Source organism: Baaleninema simplex PCC 7105 (genome assembly GCF_000332355.1).
Classification (GTDB): Bacteria; Cyanobacteriota; Cyanobacteriia; order Cyanobacteriales; family Geitlerinemataceae; genus Baaleninema; species Baaleninema simplex.
In genome coordinates this window covers 131,986-148,193 of the sequence record NZ_KB235959.1, presented here as the reverse complement: position 1 = coordinate 148,193, position 16,208 = coordinate 131,986, and the positions used below count along the sequence as shown (strand labels likewise).

Sequence of the window (16,208 nt, the reverse complement as noted above, 5' to 3'; positions counted from 1 at the left end):
TTTGACGCGGCCGGCAAATGCTGGCGAAGTCAGGTGAATGGGGTATTACCGCGTCACGCACCGCTTTTACAGTGAACAGTCAACAGTGAACAGTCAACAGTGGAGACAGTTTAGAGTTGACAGTTTCTCCCCCTCTCCCTCTCTCCCCCTCTCCCTCTCTCCCCCTCTCCCTCTCTCCCCCTCTCCCTCTCTCCCCCTCTCCCTCTCTCCCCCCTCTCCCTCTCTCCCCCTCTCCCCCTCTCCCTTGCTCTTCACAAAAACAACAATGAACAGCGATCGAACTCCTCGCCGTCGCGTGGGTATTATTGGCGGCGGCCAACTGGCTTGGATGATGGCACGGGAAGCCCCGTCTCTGGGACTCGAGGTCGTCGTTCAAACCCCCAAACTCGACGATCCGGCGGTGGAATTGGCGGCGGAGACGGTGTTGGCGGAGGTGGCTGACGCTCGAGCGACGTTCCAATTGGCAGAACGCTGCGATGTCATCACCTTTGAAAACGAATTTGTCGAACTTGAGGAACTGGCGAAACTGGCCGAGAAGGGCGTTTGTTTCCGACCCCGGTTAGAGGCGTTAGAACCGCTACTCGATAAGTACCACCAACGTTGTTGCTTGCGAGAGTGGGGACTTCCCGTCCCGCGATTTGTCAATCTCGCTCCACAGGAAACGATTCCGATCGATCTCGGGTTTCCGCTCGTCATGAAAGCCAGACGCCACGGCTACGACGGTCAGGGAACGGTTATCGTCGAAACGGGAGACGCGTTAAACGCCGTGTGGCAGCGCTGGGGATATCCTTCGGTACTGCTCGAGGAGTTCGTTCGTTTCGATCGCGAACTGGCGGTCATTGCAGCCCGCAGTGCGACGGGGGATATCGCGATTTATCCGGTGGTGGAAACGCAACAGGAAAACCAAGTCTGTCGGCGCGTTTTGGCTCCGGCGATGGTGAGTCCGGCCGTTGTTTTTCAATGTGAGGCGATCGCTCGCCGGATTTTGGAAAAACTCGACGTGGTGGGATTGTTCGGCATCGAGCTGTTTCTGACGCCGGACGAGAAAGTGTTAGTCAATGAAATTGCGCCGAGAACTCACAATTCCGGCCATTTTTCTTTGGACGCCTGCGATACGTCTCAGTTTGCCCAGCTCCTTCGTGCTGTTTGCGATTTACCGCTGGGATCTACGGTGATGAAGTCCCCCGCAGCGGTGATGGTGAACTTGTTGGGCTACGAAACGGCTCGCCGCGATTATCGCGATAAACGGGAGGCGATCGCTGCCCTTCCTAATGCTTTCGTGTATTGGTATGGGAAAACGGAATCTCGACCGGGGCGAAAGCTCGGACACGCCACGGCCTTGGTCTCTGACCCCTCGCAGGGAAGGGCGATCGCTCGGGATATTGAAGCGATTTGGTACGGTCGTTAACTGAGCGATGTACGGCAAACGACTCGGTGAAGATTCGAGGCTGGGTTCGTTCAATAACTTTTGTAGTTGAATAAAAAATCAGGTATAAATACGAACAAACCCTTATAACCTATATTTTCATTATCTCCTCTGTTTTCCGAACTGTCAAGGGGGCGATCGCGCAAAAAAAGTTGTTTAAAAAAACAATTTCTCTAGATATCTCGGCGGCCGCTCAGCGATCGACCGCTAACTTCGCACTGAGGGGGTCGCGGAGGCTTTGTCGAGCGTGGCGGGTCAGGAATTGGAAGTACTGACGCCAGCGGTGGCGTTGTTCGGCGTTAGAGCGATACGTGCGATCGCCTTCACGGACGAAGGCGGGAATTTGGCGAAGTTTGGCGTATTGGGGAAAGTCTCGGGACTCGGCGGTCAACCAACGATCGCGGGGTGGGGTGGGAACGAGACCCGAGGGAAGTTCTCCCTCGAGAAACCGAGCGATGCGATCGCGGGTTTTGCGGGTATGAATCCCGCGTCGTTCGAGGTGACTCAACACCTCTTGCAACGAAAACGATCCCTCGGGACAGGCTTGGATCAGCTCGTGGAAGAGAAACAAATCGCCGTACTGATGGCGTTCTAAAAACTCTCCAGAGGCGTCGGCGGAGTCGAAGGTTTCCCCGTAGCGAGGAAACAGAGCCAAACCGGAGGCGATTTCGCTCACACCGGGGTGAACCGTTGGAGCATCGAGAAAAACGGCGTTGGGTAACTTGTAACGCAGCCAATCCGAGAGACTCGATCGCAGGAGCGGACGACCGGTGCAGAGGACGCGATCGATCCCTTCGACAGAGACGCCAGCCACGCTTGACAGACGGTTGAATTCCCGATTCAGCCGTTCGAGCCAAGGTCGGAGAATTTGGCGATCGAGGGTTTGGCGTTCGACGCGATGGCGACGACCGTTAAACTCGAATTCGACATAATCGCTTTCGGCCAGAGCTGTGTTGATGTCCGCTGCGAGGTCGAGGAGTTGGCGGCCGAACGGCGAACGGTTGAGGAACTGTCGAAACGCGATGCGGTTTTCGAGGTCGGGATCGCCGGGTTCGGGGACGCAATCGCCGTCAGCGACCCCGAATTGCTGTTGTAAGTCCGGGTCGTTTTCGAGAACCGACTGCACGACGAGATCTTCGTCGATGGCGCGATCGCCGTAGGGAAAACACCCAGAAACTAAGAGTTGGGAAACCGAACGCTCGGTTCCGTCGGTGAGGTTGGCTAAGGTCAGCGACAGTCCGTCCGTTCCCGTTACCGCGACGAATAGGGTTCCGCGACTGGGGGACGGGGATTCTCGAGCATCTGGGGACGCTTCAGAACCGTGTAAGTTAAAAAATAGAGCGGCGATCGCGCGATCGACGAAAAAGACGCGATCGGGACGAGGGGTGAGTCCGGCTTTCAACACCGCTTCTCGCAGGTTAAAGCGATACGCCTCCGAGGAGGTTGCGTTTTCCGAGAGGACGACGCCGCCGAGTTTGGGAAAGAGGGACGTGAGGTCGGGGACGTTTGCGGGGACGCGGTGAGAGGCGTCGTAAGGTCGAGCCGTCGCCACGCATTCTAAGAGCGATCGCCACGCGTCGCAGATTTCCGAAAGGGGAAGTTCGACGGTCTCAGACCACTGTACCGCTGGGCGATCGGTTCCGGTGTCGTCAGTCCAGGGTAAACCGACCTCGAGACAGGGATGAAACTGTTCTAAGCGAAGTTCGCCGTCCTCGCAGGGAGTTTCGATCGCCTCGAACCCGACCGTCCAACCCTCGCCACGGCGAACCGCCACTACCGGAAGCCGAAAGACTGGGGGTTGGTGGCTGTCGCGTTCCCACCCCAGCGGATAGAGGGACTGGGTTTGACGATCGAACAAAACCGCCGACAATCCCGTTTCGTCCCAATCGAGACCCAAATACCACGTTTGATGGTTGGCGTTTTCCAGCCAAATCGGTGGGGGAACGCTAACGCGGCGACGGGGAGGTGGGGGAAGTGGCGGACGCGGCGGAGAAACGGCGGCTTCCTCTAAGGATTCGTCCTGTAGAACGAAGGGATTGACGAACTCGTCGTCTTCATCGCCGTCGAAAAACGCCTCAGCCAGTTCGTCGAACACCTGTTCTAATTCCTCGATCGCCTTCTCGGACGTTCGTTGAGATGAAGGGGATTTTGAATCGAGGGCCCAGGCGATCGCGTCTTCGGAACGTTCGAGATCTTGAAGGTCGGCTTCGAGTTGATTTCGCGTCGTTTCGTCGAGATCGAATTGGCGGCGATCGCCCCCTGTGGCGAATTCCGAACCGGCGTCTTCAGGAAGTAAAATATCTTCGTCGGGGGCTAACGTTCGGGGGGAAACGTCTTCGTCGTCGAGGTTGTCTTCAGTTGCAACGAGGGGTTCGCCGATGAGATCGGTTAACGCTGAAATCGTATCGGAACCCTCGACGACCGTTGCGGGTTCTGCGTCGTTGGCGTCCTCGTCTTCAGACCAAAGGAAAGGAGCGATCGCCGCCTCAGCTACGTCGCGATCGGTTTCGGTGTCGGGTTCTGCGTCGTTGGCGTCCTCGTCTTCGATCGCTTCGAGGTTTGATGAGGATTCGGGTGAGAACTCAGAGGCGGTATCCGGTACGACGTCGGTTGAGTTTTCTTCGACATCGTCGGCGAAATCTTCTTCAAAAACATCTTCTCCAAAGGCCGCGAGAATTTCCTCTTCTTCGTCTTCTACGTCTTTGTTTTCTGTATCTTCGTCTTCTACAGACGCGGACGGTTCGAGGGGGTTTTCTTCTAATTCTTCTGCTAAAATCTCTCGTTCGAGCTGTTCTTCGTATGGAGTTTCGTCGTCGCTGAGGAGAGATGCAAACACCGCAAATTCGCGATCGCTTTCTGCTTCGGACGATTCGGATTCTGTCGTGGCTTCGACCTCGGAAACGGCTTCAGGTTCGGACAGCTCGCCTCGAGTGGTTTCGGTATCAAAGAGGTCGGACTCGTCTAAAACCTCTCGTTCGAGCTGTTCTTCGTATTGAGTTTCGTCGTCACTGAGGAGAGATTCAAATACCGCAAATTCGCGATCGAGTCGAGTTTCCCCCTCACTTGCTTCAACGGTGAGAGAGTCGGAGACCGTCTCGTCGAATTCTTCAGTATCCGAGAGGTCGGACTCGTCTAAAATCTCCCGTTCGGCTTGTTCTTCGGATTCCGTTTCCTCTTCTTCTACGGACGCGGACGGTTCGTCAGGGGAGGACGACTCGAGGGGGTTTTCTTCTAATTCTTCTTCTAAAATCTCTCGTTCGACTTGTTCTTCGTATTGAGTTTCGTCGTCGCTGAGGAGAGATTCAAACACCGCAAATTCGCGATCGAGTCGAGTTTCCCCCTCACTTGCTTCAACGGTGGGAGAGTCGGGGACCGTCTCGTCGAATTCTTCAGTATCAAAGAGGTCGGACTCGTCTAAAATCTCTCGTTCGACTTGTTCTTCGGATTCAGTGTCTTCAACGGTGGGAGAGTCGGAGACCGTCTCGTCGAATTCTTCAGTATCACAGAGGTCGGACTCGTCTAAAATCTCTCGTTCGACTTGTTCTTCATCGTCCGTTTCGTCGTCGCTGAAGAGAGCTTCAAATACATCGAACTCGCGATCGAGCCGGGTTTCCTCCGTCGAATCGGATTCAACCTCAGTTTCGATCGCTTCTGTTGGCGACGACGCCTCCGTTTCCTCTAAAGACGCCGCGAACGCAGCTAACTCGGCTTCAATTTCCTCGTCCGTTTTCGCCAGCTCTGACTGTATCGCCTCAGAAACCTCTCCCGCGTCTAACCGTGGAGTCGGGGACGAATCGAGTTGACGCCGTTGCGAGGGTGGGGTGGGAGTTGGATGGCCGCGACTCGAAATCTGGGGACTCGAATCTTCGTCGTCGTCCTCCGCTTCGCCATCCTCAGAAATCGAAGGAGCGGTTTCGGGGTTCGACTCGAACAAACTGTCATAGAAGCGATCGAGCTGGCGATCGAGCGTTTGCGACCTTAGCTGTGACTGTTCCATGGACTGCTGAGCCGATCGGCTCAATTCCCGTTCGAGTTCGGCGGCGGCGTCTTCCTCAGACCAACGTAGCGGTGTCTCCTCGAGGCTCAACCAATCATCGTTTTCCGAAGATGGCGACGGCGTCTCCGACTCCAGATCCTCTTCAAAACTTTGCAGCAAACTGTCCTCGGCGGATTCGGCCGATTGCGGTTCGGGAATTAACGATTCGGGATCGGGAACGGACGGCGAAGACATGGGAGTCACACTTTCGCTTAACGCTGCGGATAAATCGTCGTTAACTTCCTCGCTTTCTTCTAGAAGCGGCGATGGAGAAAACTCCTCTTCTAACAACTCTAGTGCCTTTTCATCCGATTGTACGATCTCTGGCGGGTGGATGTCCGCTGGGGAGACTTCATCCGATGGAAGTGAGGTTATTTCTTCCTCGGCTTCGATGTCGAGAGGAGTTGTTGGGGTCGTGGGTTCTTCCGATCCCTCCGTCGTGACGACCTCGAGAACAGACTTAAGCGGAGATTCGGGAGGCGATTCGGGAAAAGATTCGACGTCAGAGGAGATTTCGTTCTCGTCGTCCGGTTCGTCCCAAGGATCGCGGATTTCCACGGTTGACGTTTCGTTATCCCTGGTGGGAGAAGCTGCGGCGGCTGGGGGATGGGTGGCTAAAAAGCGATCGACTTCTGACTCGATGTCGGCTTCGCGATCGGTGGTTTCTTCGATGTCGTCCGTATCGAGAGACTCGAAGGTTTCGGGATCGACGTGAACGCTCGGACGATCTTCAGACTCGATCGCCGTTGAATATAATTCTTCTTGTTCTGTTTCTGGTGCGCGATCGTGTAGGAAGCGATCGACGTCCGACTCGAGATCGGTGTCGCCGTCCTCGTTCCAGGGTTCTAACTCAGCGATGTTTTCAGCGTCCGAACGCTCGGAGGCGTCTGCGTCAGATTCCCAGAAGGGTTCCAAGGTTTCGGAGTCCTCCTCCGGGTTTAAATCGTCGTCCAAATTTTCCCACTCTTTCTCTTCGTCGGAGGGGGCGATCGTAGAAGACTCAGCATCGGTCGTTCCGCGAAGTCCCGGCCAGTCGAAATCGCTGTCGCTGTCGTCGAGAACTTCGAGGTCTTCGGGAACCTTCGGTTCGACAATTTCCGGTTGTCGAGCGATCGCGTCCTCTTCTTCCTCAAATTCGAGGTCGTCGAGGGTTTCGTATTCGATGGATGCTTCGGCTGCGTCTTCAACTTCAACAGGCGATGTCGTCAGCGACGGGTCTTCAGAACTCTCGTCTTCCCACAGATCGCGAGTTAAGTCGTCGTCGGAATCGGAGGCCGAGGGTTCGGCGTAGTCTCGGATAAATTGCGGAACGGAGGAGGCGAAACTACTGTCGTCGTCAGAATCGGCCCAAACGTCGGGAAGTTCGGAGAACGCTGGCGACGGTTCGACTGACGGACGTTGAGGTTCGAGGTTCGGTTCGGGGGAAGGTTCAGGTGACATCGATGCGATCGGAGGGGGTTCGTCAGGGGATTCGGTGTTTTCAGCGGTCGCGAACGAGGAATCTGTCGGGATTTGGCGGGAATCTCCAACGATGTCGCTCTCGAGATCGTCTTCCTCGAGGGGAATTGTGACCGCTGTTGGAATATCGTCCTCGGGTTCTGAGGGTTCGGAACTGTCGGTTTGGCTGGGTTCGTTGGCGAGGCTCGACGGAAGAACGGGGGGTTCGGCGGCGGCGTGGAGTTCGGCGGCGGGATGCGATCCTTCCGGTAAACGGTGACTGAGTTCTTCCTCGAGGCGTTGGGTGAGGTGTCGAACTAAGGTCGCGACGATCGCTTCTCCCTGCTGGCTGATGTCGTAAATTTTCTCAACGCTGCGGGAGAGGGAATCTTGATAGCTTTGGAGGTTAGACAGAAGGCGATCGAACACCACTCGCATGGTCGAATCGAGGGTCAGTAACATTCGATCGGAGTCTGCTTGAATTCGTTGGAGGCGATCGAGCCGCTGTTGGGGGTGGAGTAGGGGAGCGACGGTGTCTGAAGGTTCGGGAGGAAGCGATGCGGCTTCAGCTCGAGAAAAAAATTGAGCTTCGGCCTGGGTTAGAGCGCGTGTCATCTGTCGTTCTAACGCTGCTTGGAGCTGTCTTTGGAACTCCGTCAAAACCTCTTGTACGGCCTGTTCTCGCTGAAGGCGTTCTTGTTGGAGAGATAACTGGCTGGTTTGCTGGCGTTCGAGCCGTTCGACGTTTTCAGCCAGGAGATCGCGCCGTTGTCGCAGGCGATCGAGTTCGAGTTGCAGTGGTTTGAGGAGAACGGCGTGCAGTCCCGACACTTGATTCGAGAGGTTGGACTCGACGGAGGCCGCCAACGATTGCGTTTGTTCCTGGGAGGTTGCGGCTTCGAGCAACTCGTCGCGGGTTCGTTCTAACGTTTGTCGCAGGCGATCGGTTATGTCTGAGGTGTTCTCCTGCGGTAGCGTTTCGAGTTCGAACAATCGTCGCTCGATTTCTGAAAGCAGTGTGTGGGGATCGAAACTCACGGTGAAACCTCTTTTACAGTGAACAGCGAGCAGTCAACAGTGAAGACAGTCACCTTTTACAGTGAGCAGTCAATAGTGAGCAGTGAGCAGTGAGAATAGTTAACAGGTAACAGTTTCTCCCCATCTCCCTCTCTCCCTCTCTCCCCCTCTCCCCCTCTCCCCCTCTCCCTCTCTGAGAGAGACTCTCTATAAAAGTAAGAGTGCCATAGCTCGAGGCGACTCAAGTGTTAAGATTTCCGCAGTCCCAGAAACAGAGTAGAATTAAATTTACTGACTGGCGCGTTCTTACGCGACGGAGTTGGTAGGCTAAGGCAATCGAGGTGCGAAAACGCACGATAACCGCCAGTTTAAGGGAGCAACGATCGATACGCCGACCCGAGCTGCCCTAGAAGACACGATCTCAGATACAAAGATACATGACGACCTCATGGAAGACCGGTATCATCCTCGCGACGCGCATCAAAATCCCGAACTCGAACAAAAGCTCCGCTCGGCGCCGTTCTTCGCTGGTCTGCCCGAACGAGTCTTAGACGAGGCACTCGCCCACGTCGTCACCCGAACGCACCCGCCCAACCAAGTGATCCTGCTCGAAAACGATTGGGGGAGTTCGGTATATTTCATTCTCGAAGGATGGGCGAAAATTCGGACGTACAATTTAGACGGAAAAGAGGTCACGCTCAATATTTTGGGGACTGGGGAACTGTTCGGGGAAATGGCGGCGTTAGACGAAGTTCCTCGCTCGACGGACGTGATTACGCTCGCCCCGACCACCATTGGAAATATGCCCGCTCAAGATTTCGTTCATTTGGTCAAGACAGAACCGTTGGCGGGAATTCGTTTGGCGCAACTGATGGGTCGCCGTTTGCGCCAGGTCAATCGACGGTTGCGCCTGCGAGAGTCCGATAGTACCTCGCGCGTGGCCGATATTTTGTTGTTTTTGGCTGAAGGTCAAGGAACCCCCGACGAAACGGGCGGAATGGAAATTCCCAACCTCCCCCACCGAGAGTTAAGCAGTTTGAGCGGTTTGGCTCGGGAAACGGTGACGCGGGTGTTGAGTAAATTGGAGAAAAAGGGATTGATCGAGCGCGATCGCGAAACGATCGGCATTCCCGACGTGTACGCTTTAGAGCGGATGCTGACCTGACGGTTTTTGGTTGATGAGTAAGCCCGCACGTTCGCCGCTGGTGATGGTCGAAACGGCATTTCTCGCCAGTACGGCCAGTTTAATTTGGTTGATTAACTACTATTTTCCCCTCGGACCGCTGCTGCGGATCTTTTTTCCGGTGCCGATGGCGTTGGTATATTTGCGGTGGGGCGCTCGTGCGTCGTGGATGTCGGCGACGGTATCGGGACTGTTGCTTACGGTGTTGATGGGGCCGACGCGCAGTATTTTGTTTGTGGTTCCTTACGCTCTGCAAGGGGTGTTGTTGGGGGTCTTGTGGCGGCGTCGCGCCAGTTGGGGATTGGCAATTTTTCTCGGAATGCTGATCGGAACGTTTGGCGTATTTTTTAAGGTGTGGTTGCTTTCGATTTTATTGGGAGAAGACCTCTGGGTTTATTTTACGGTTCAGGTTACGGAATTTCTCAATTGGGTTTTCGATAAACTCGGCTGGTTAGTGCAGCCAGACTTATCGGTCGTTCAAGCGATCGCCGTGGTGATGATTCTTATCAACAGTGCGGTTTATATGCTCGTGGTTCATTTGGGGGCGTTGCTGCTCCTCGATCGCCTGGGGAACCCCATTCCTCGCCCACCGCACTGGATTCAGGTGATTTTAGATGTTGAAGATTGATAGGCGATCGCGTAAAATCTAGATAGAATGTCGAGCGATTGCTCGTCCCGAAACTCGCACGATAAATTGTTTTTAACACGAAAAAATCAAGCGATCGACATGACAATCAAATGAGGTTTAAAGTTATCAAAATTAGATTGCGATCGCTGATTTAGTAGATCGAACTATCGTCAAAAAACAGATAAAAATATATATAAAATTCAAAAATGAGTTATAGTAAATCGAAGCAAAAATTTTTTTGAACCCTTTGTTTCTATTCCCTGTTCCCTGTTCCCTATTCCCTATTCCCTATTCCCTATTCCCTTAAAATTGCTATCAATTATCAATTATTAACGTGGTTCGAGTTTATACCCAACAGGAACGAGGACGAAGGTGGTTGGAGTGTTATCGCGGTGCGAAACCGGCTTTCGCTTGCGTGTTTGGCTTTACGGAAACAGGACTGCTACCGGATATTTCGGCGGCCGGAAAAACCCCCGCAGACCGGCGTAAAACAGCTCTAGCAGACGCGGAATACCTCCTCGATGGCGGCGAAAAAATCGATCCTCGCTTTCCACTGCCTCCCTTGGCGGCGGGAGCCTCTCCTGCGGTGATTTCTCGGGCGGTGGTGCGGGGATTGCAGATGCCAACGTACCTGTTCGATGCGGGATTGCCCGAACCGCTACCCGTTTCGACGAACCCCTCACAGAACGGGCGATCGCTCGATTTGGGGGGACGCGTCGCACGATGTCTGACGACGGGAAACGCCCTCGATCGCTCGGCGATCGAACATCTGTTCGAGGAAGGATTGAAATGGGGCGATCGCCTTTCAAACGTGGCGGACTATCTCGTTATCGGCGAGTGCGTGGTGGGGGGAACGACCACGGCGTTGTCAGTGTTGTTGGGGTTGGGACTCGACGCCGACGGCCTCGTCAACAGCAGTTATCCTCACTGTAACCACACTCTCAAACGAGCGGTGGTGCGAGAGGGGTTGCGACGCTGGCGAGAACGAACGGCGGGAGATGAAAGGCGCGACTCAGCATTTTCGGCGGTGGCGGCGGTGGGCGATCCCATGCAAATCGTCGTGGCGGGAATGGCGATCGCCGCGAGTCGTAGCTGTGGCGTGTTACTGGCCGGGGGAACGCAGATGTTAGCAGTTTACGCCCTAGCGAGGGGATTGGTTCGGGAGACGGGGATGGCGTGGAACGGCGATCGCGTGGTGGTGGGGACGACGCGGTGGGTGGCCGAAGATCCGACGGGTTCGACGGTGGAGTTAGCGCAACTCGTCGGGGACGTACCGCTTCTGGCGACGCCGCTGAATTTGTCTGCGTCGGCGTATCCGCAGTTGCAAGCTTACGAACGGGGATTTGTCAAAGAAGGGGTTGGGGCGGGCGGTTGTGCGATCGCCGCGTCTTTGGCAGGATGGCCGCACGATCGCTTAGTCAGAGACATCGACGCCACGTTTGCGCGACTCGAGCGATCGCAACAGTTGGCGAAAACACAATTGTCGTGAAATTCAGAAAGCTCAAAGGACTCCACCGACGTTAAAAACCCCAGTGTGTGAGGCACACTGGGATCGTGAAAATTTGAGGTACTCGAGAAACACATCGCACGATTCGCACTTTAACGTTACGACAGTTCATCTAGTCGCGCGATCGCACTCGCTCGATTTGTGCGTTGTGATATGTCGCTTCCTGACGCGATAAAAGTTGTTCTTCCAAAGCTGCAATGCGATTGTAGGCAGCAGTCAGTTGAGCGGTCAGACGTTGAATTTGCACTTCTGGCGTCAACAGCGTTTCGGAACTGGAATTTCCGATTTCCAAATGGGAGCCATCTACAAGGACATCTTTATGTTCCATTAAGATTTCTAAGCCATCGGAATGACGATGGGTGAAATCCGAATCCGGCACGATCGCATGATGGTTTTCTTCACTTTTGGCCGTTTTCAAGGAATTTTCCGAGATAACTGAGGAGAGCGTGTGACTGAGGTGGTCGATAATCTCGTAGAGTCCGTCTATTTTGCGATCGAGCGTCAGGATATGGGTGTGTAGGGCGTCCATAAAATAATTCCTTGTTGTCTTTCTTCCATGTCGTTTTCGATTTTAAAGACAAATATACGAAAAAGTAATTTATCTCTAGATTATTTAACTTTTGCTAAAAAACTCTATGTAAAGACACTTTCAGCGTTTCTTCGTTATTTTTGTAAACTTTACTTAACACTTCTTTCGATCGGTGCAAGTATCTGCACTCAAGCACTTCTGGCCGGGAATCGCAGAAGGCGCTAAGCTAAAAAATGCTGTGAAGTGGTTGGGATGTTCGACCTTGTCCTGTTCTCGTCGTTCGGTTCTCGCGGGGGCGATCGCCCTGAGCCTCAGTCAACTCGTCGCCGGATGTCAAAGTTCAAACGGCGGCAAATTGACGGTTAAATTCCTCAAAGATGCCGTTCCCGCTCCCATGTTGGGAGAATTTCGCCGCCGTCTCGAAGCGGGAGTGAGGATCGAGCTGTCTTCGGTTTCTCGACTGTCAGAACTGTTCGAGTTACTCGTTCGTGCCAAGGCTGTTTCACAAGAAGAGACTGCCGAAGAACCGTCGCGATCGCTGCCGTTTTTCCAAAGACGAACGACGCCCGATGTTCCCGATCTCGCCCTAATCGGCGATTACTGGCTTCCTAAAGCCATTTCCTCGGAATTAATTCGTCCGTTAACCCCTCAAGCGTGGACGCACTGGGACGAACTTCCTCAATCTCCCATTGCTTGGCAATCCCTCGTGACTCGCAGCGAAACGACAGGCGATCGCGTTTGGGCTGCCCCTTATCGTTGGGGCAGTACAGTTATCGCTTACAACGTCGAAAAATTCGACGCCTTGGGATGGACGCCTACCGATTGGAGTGACTTGTGGCGTTCCGAACTCCAAGGACGGATCGCCCTTCTCGACAGTCCTCGCCAAACCATCGGTTTGGTCTTAAAAAAACTCGGTCGATCCTACAATCTCGTCGATTTAGCCAGCGTCACCGATCTCGAACCCGAACTGCGATCGCTTCACGCCCAAACCCGATTGTATTCCTCGACGGCATACCAACAACCGCTACAAATGGGGGATGTTTGGGCGGCGGTGGGATCGTCGCGAGACATTTTAGCCATGCCCCAGTACGGCAAACAGATCGCGGCAGTGGTACCGAAGTCGGGAACCTCTCTCTGGGCAGATTTATGGGTACGTCCAGCGAACGCCGAAACGTCAAACGCGCAAATTACCAAAGCGGTCGATCGCTGGATTGATTTTTGCTGGGACGTTCGTATTGCCCGTCAACTCTCGCTGTTAACCTTTGCCGCCTCACCCGCATTATTTGCCGAAAAGCGCACCGACTTACCGCAATCCCTGCAAGACAACGACGTTCTCTTCCCCGATACCGAGATTTTACAGCGCAGCGAATTCATCGAACCCTTCACCGACGAGGGAGCGATCGAACAATACCGAACTTTATGGGTACGACTGCGATCGGGGGGATGATGACAGTCACCAGTCACCAGTGAAGAGAGGGAACAGGGAACAGGGAACAGGGAACAGGGAACAGGGAACAGTCACCAGTGAAGACAGCAAACAGATGACTGTTTCTCCCCCTCTCCCCCTCTCCCCCTCTCCCCCTCTCCCCTTCTCCCCCTCTCCCCTTCTCCCCCTCTTTTGCTCGACTCTACAGGGTTTCGAGGTATTCCAACAAATCCGCCATCGTCTCGGGGCTGGGTTGGAACTGGGGCATCGGGGGGGTTTGACCGCCAATGACTTGACGAATGAGACTGGCGCGGGTTTTATGAGCGGAAATGCTGTGGAGACTGGGGCCGACTAAACCGTCGCCGCTATCGCCGTGACAGCCAGCACAGTTCATCTGAAAAATGGCGCGACCGTGGGACACATCGCCCTCGATCTCGAGAACGGCGCGCACGTAGGGATCGGACATCTGCCAGTGGTGGAAGCCCAACACGGACAGTCCGATCGTCAGCAACCCTGCCAGGGCGAACAGGGCAATGCGCTGGATCAGGCGATCGACATCGAGGTGGATTACGGGCGTCTTCAAAAGTCGTCGGTCGAGCAACGTCGGACGGGATTATATAAACTTCTTATTCATCTTTAATATAAATTGACACTCCTTAGTTTGAAAACCTGTGACGCATATCACTCTAGAGACAGTTGCATAACGGCCACAAGCGATCGCTGTTTCTCGACAGTTTTACCGCTTGCGTTAAAGTAGCGATCGCTGTAGCGTTTGCGATCGTCCCGATCGAGAGAGCGATCGCCTGAAAGAAAACGTCACACCAGCCTAACCGAAGATTCGAGCGGAGAACTCTGTATGCGATCCTTGCGACAAAGCCTGAGCCTATTTTCCTTCAGGATATCAACAGACGCGAATGGAAGCCTTGGTTCCCCGTCCGGCGACGGTAGTACGGGACGATCGCGATCGCATCACCGCCATCGACTACGGCGACGGCTACCGTCTCGAAACCGAATACGACGATGAAGTTGGGGCGATTCCCGTTCCCGGCGAACCGGAGATGCAAATTTATCAATTTAGCGCTGTGCGGTTGGTGAGTCCCGAGAACACTGTCGAAGTGCGCGATCGCGGTTGGACGTTCGTGGGAACTCCCACCACTGGAAACGCCCGATTTTCTGAATTGTCTTACGTTGAAACCGCTTCGACCAAGAACGACTTGGCGCAACGCAACCGCATCGACGTACAGGAAGCCAACCAACGCTATCAAGACGCCAAAGCCAAAGCCGAGAAAGTCGAAACCACCCTCGAACGTCTTGACGAACCGACGCGAGAAGAAGGCGAACAAATCCTCGATCGCGATCGCTACCAAGACGGTGTCGAAGCCGTGGCCGAAAACGACCCAGAAGCCAAAGGGGAATGGTTGGGAGAACATTTCCAACGCGCCCAACAAGCCTGGGCTTACGCCATCTGCAAAATTTCCAACCTCGGCACCTCTCGCTCTTGCGGCGAACCGGAACCCGAAGATCCCGATCCCAATCCTCCCGGCGAACCCGTCGAACCCGGTGGAGACGGCGCAATCCCTGGAAATACCAGCCGCCAGCGTCTCGGCATTTCCGGCCGGTTGTTTTAAAGGTGATGAGTTGAGGAGATGATGATGAGATGAGGTGTATCTTCTCTTGTCTCCTCGTCTCACCTCCCATCAACCGCTGCTAGGATAGTGTATTAGCGAATTAAGATTTCAAATTTAAGGAGCGCAATCATGGTAGAACCTCTGCTGTCTGGCATCGTGTTGGGACTGATCCCCATAACGTTGGCGGGTCTGTTCGTGGCGGCTTATATGCAATACCGTCGCGGCAACCAACTCGGCGGCTAGTCGTGAGGGCTGGTGGTGGAAGGTTCGGGGACGTTTCCCCATCACCCTTCCGCCGATGCCCAGCGGTAAAAGCGAACGGCTGTGTTTCCGTAAACTTTCTCGCGAATTAGTTCCAGTTCGGGTGGTTCTGCCACCATCTCGCGTTTCGGATCGCGTTCGACGGCGAACTCTCCATCCGGTGCCAGAAGGCGATCGCGCGCGACAATTTGTAAAACCGGTTCGTATAAATCGCTGGCATAGGGAGGATCGAAATAGATGCGATCGAACTGCTGCCCTTTCAACGCCAACAACCGCTTCACCACGTCGCCCCGCAACACCTGAAACTGCTGTTCCGGCTTTGCCACCTGTTGCCAGTTTTGCCGAACCGTCGCACAAGCTTTTCCCAACTGTTCGATTCCCACGACCACCGACGCGCCGCGACACAACGCTTCAGCCCCCATCGCGCCGCTACCGGAACATAAATCCAGCCACCGACAGCCGCGAATATCTCCCTGCCAAATATTAAACACCGCCTCGCGCACTCGTGCGGGTGTCGGGCGCGTATTTTGTCCCGGCAAAGTTTTGAGTTGGCGATTTCCGTAAATTCGTAAAGACAATTTTTTTACAGTCGTAGGGTGCGTGACTTGAAAAATAGGGTGTAAATCCTGAGACCGATAAATCGTCACGCACCTTTGACAATTGGGGGGCGGTGCTACCGATTCAACTCCTCTCTTCATCTTTCGGTTGGGGGCGGTGCGTGACGCGGCAATACCATATTGACCTGCTGAGAGGGTGACAAGGTAGACGGAAGCCAGACGGGACAATTGTTTGAGAGAATAGAGGAGTCCCAAAAAAGAGGGTGGCGTTTGCGGCCACCCCAACAAAAAAATGCTACCGACATTCTACCGGTACTTAAACAAATTTCAAGCCCAAACCAAGCCAAAACGCGCTTTGTGAGCGGCAAACAGGTCTCGATTCTCGTTCAGCCATGCCACAAAACGAAAAGACATGGCTGTCCGAAAAGCCTCTAAAGCATCTACAAAAGTTTCCAAAGGTTGGTTCGCCCACTTCCTTCGTAAACCGCCCGTCAACTTATGCCAAAGGATAAAAGTGTAGGCACAAAATACCAAAATTAAATGCCGACTGTAAACTCTTCAAACCTCTCGCCT

Annotated in this window: 11 protein-coding genes and 1 pseudogene; 7 read left to right on the top strand and 5 right to left on the bottom strand. The window is 54.2% G+C overall.

Translation table 11 applies throughout. From position 1 onward, the window contains the following. The first annotated feature begins 265 nt into the window (after positions 1 to 265). Positions 266 to 1,408, top strand: a complete 1,143-nt coding sequence (locus GEI7105_RS0120545; protein ID WP_026097825.1) for a 5-(carboxyamino)imidazole ribonucleotide synthase — start codon at positions 266 to 268, stop codon at positions 1,406 to 1,408. A 211-nt stretch (positions 1,409 to 1,619) separates the two neighbouring features. On the opposite strand, the gene GEI7105_RS0120540 is transcribed toward GEI7105_RS0120545, so the two are convergent. After that, on the bottom strand, positions 1,620 to 7,937 hold the full coding sequence (locus tag GEI7105_RS0120540) for a hypothetical protein (protein WP_144053966.1): 6,318 nt from the start codon (positions 7,935 to 7,937) through the stop codon (positions 1,620 to 1,622). A 427-nt stretch (positions 7,938 to 8,364) separates the two neighbouring features. Between GEI7105_RS0120540 and GEI7105_RS0120535 the strand changes: the two genes are divergently transcribed. From GEI7105_RS0120535 to cobT, 3 genes are all read left to right on the top strand, one after another. Continuing rightward, positions 8,365 to 9,081 carry a Crp/Fnr family transcriptional regulator gene (locus GEI7105_RS0120535; RefSeq protein ID WP_017662298.1) on the top strand — a complete coding sequence of 239 codons (717 nt, stop codon included), beginning with the start codon at positions 8,365 to 8,367 and terminating at the stop codon, positions 9,079 to 9,081. Between the two features lie 13 nt (positions 9,082 to 9,094). Further along, a complete protein-coding gene (locus GEI7105_RS31635; protein WP_051044215.1) occupies positions 9,095 to 9,727 on the top strand; it encodes a DUF2232 domain-containing protein in 633 nt (210 codons plus the stop codon). Between the two features lie 334 nt (positions 9,728 to 10,061). After that, positions 10,062 to 11,216, top strand: a complete 1,155-nt coding sequence (gene cobT, locus GEI7105_RS0120520) for a nicotinate mononucleotide-dependent phosphoribosyltransferase CobT (RefSeq protein WP_017662296.1) — start codon at positions 10,062 to 10,064, stop codon at positions 11,214 to 11,216. Positions 11,217 to 11,346: 130 nt separating this feature from the next. Here the strand turns inward: cobT and GEI7105_RS31630 are convergent, their stop codons facing one another. Continuing rightward, positions 11,347 to 11,763, bottom strand: coding sequence for a hypothetical protein (locus GEI7105_RS31630; RefSeq protein ID WP_017662295.1), 417 nt, complete (start codon positions 11,761 to 11,763; stop codon positions 11,347 to 11,349). Between the two features lie 172 nt (positions 11,764 to 11,935). Here GEI7105_RS31630 and GEI7105_RS0120510 point away from each other — a divergent pair, with 172 nt between their 5' ends. Further along, positions 11,936 to 13,210, top strand: a complete 1,275-nt coding sequence (locus tag GEI7105_RS0120510) for an extracellular solute-binding protein (RefSeq protein ID WP_245555470.1) — start codon at positions 11,936 to 11,938, stop codon at positions 13,208 to 13,210. A 181-nt stretch (positions 13,211 to 13,391) separates the two neighbouring features. Here the strand turns inward: GEI7105_RS0120510 and GEI7105_RS0120505 are convergent, their stop codons facing one another. Next, entirely contained in the window at positions 13,392 to 13,772 is a 381-nt protein-coding gene (locus GEI7105_RS0120505) for a c-type cytochrome (RefSeq protein ID WP_051044214.1), read from the bottom strand. A gap of 331 nt (positions 13,773 to 14,103) precedes the next feature. Between GEI7105_RS0120505 and GEI7105_RS0120500 the strand changes: the two genes are divergently transcribed. Both GEI7105_RS0120500 and petG read left to right on the top strand, forming a co-directional pair. Continuing rightward, on the top strand, positions 14,104 to 14,817 hold the full coding sequence (locus tag GEI7105_RS0120500) for a hypothetical protein (RefSeq protein WP_017662291.1): 714 nt from the start codon (positions 14,104 to 14,106) through the stop codon (positions 14,815 to 14,817). A 129-nt stretch (positions 14,818 to 14,946) separates the two neighbouring features. After that, positions 14,947 to 15,060 carry a cytochrome b6-f complex subunit V gene (gene petG, locus GEI7105_RS0120495; RefSeq protein ID WP_017662290.1) on the top strand — a complete coding sequence of 38 codons (114 nt, stop codon included), beginning with the start codon at positions 14,947 to 14,949 and terminating at the stop codon, positions 15,058 to 15,060. A gap of 41 nt (positions 15,061 to 15,101) precedes the next feature. On the opposite strand, the gene rsmD is transcribed toward petG, so the two are convergent. After that, the gene (gene rsmD / locus GEI7105_RS0120490; RefSeq protein ID WP_026097822.1) at positions 15,102 to 15,656 is read right to left on the bottom strand and encodes a 16S rRNA (guanine(966)-N(2))-methyltransferase RsmD; all 555 of its coding nucleotides are present in this window, start codon (positions 15,654 to 15,656) and stop codon (positions 15,102 to 15,104) included. Positions 15,657 to 15,962: 306 nt separating this feature from the next. Then, positions 15,963 to 16,208 (bottom strand): annotated as a pseudogene (locus tag GEI7105_RS37655) (IS701 family transposase); the annotation flags it as partial.

What these genes read in the sequence shown, in the direction of transcription:
- GEI7105_RS31635 (WP_051044215.1), top strand. Translation starts at nt 9,095, where the DNA reads ATGAGTAAGCCCGCACGTTCGCCGCTGGTGATGGTCGAAACGGCATTT.
- petG (WP_017662290.1), top strand. Translation starts at nt 14,947, where the DNA reads ATGGTAGAACCTCTGCTGTCTGGCATCGTGTTGGGACTGATCCCCATA.
- GEI7105_RS31630 (WP_017662295.1), bottom strand. Translation starts at nt 11,763, where the DNA reads ATGGACGCCCTACACACCCATATCCTGACGCTCGATCGCAAAATAGAC.
- GEI7105_RS0120545 (WP_026097825.1), top strand. Translation starts at nt 266, where the DNA reads ATGAACAGCGATCGAACTCCTCGCCGTCGCGTGGGTATTATTGGCGGC.
- GEI7105_RS0120500 (WP_017662291.1), top strand. Translation starts at nt 14,104, where the DNA reads ATGGAAGCCTTGGTTCCCCGTCCGGCGACGGTAGTACGGGACGATCGC.
- GEI7105_RS0120535 (WP_017662298.1), top strand. Translation starts at nt 8,365, where the DNA reads ATGGAAGACCGGTATCATCCTCGCGACGCGCATCAAAATCCCGAACTC.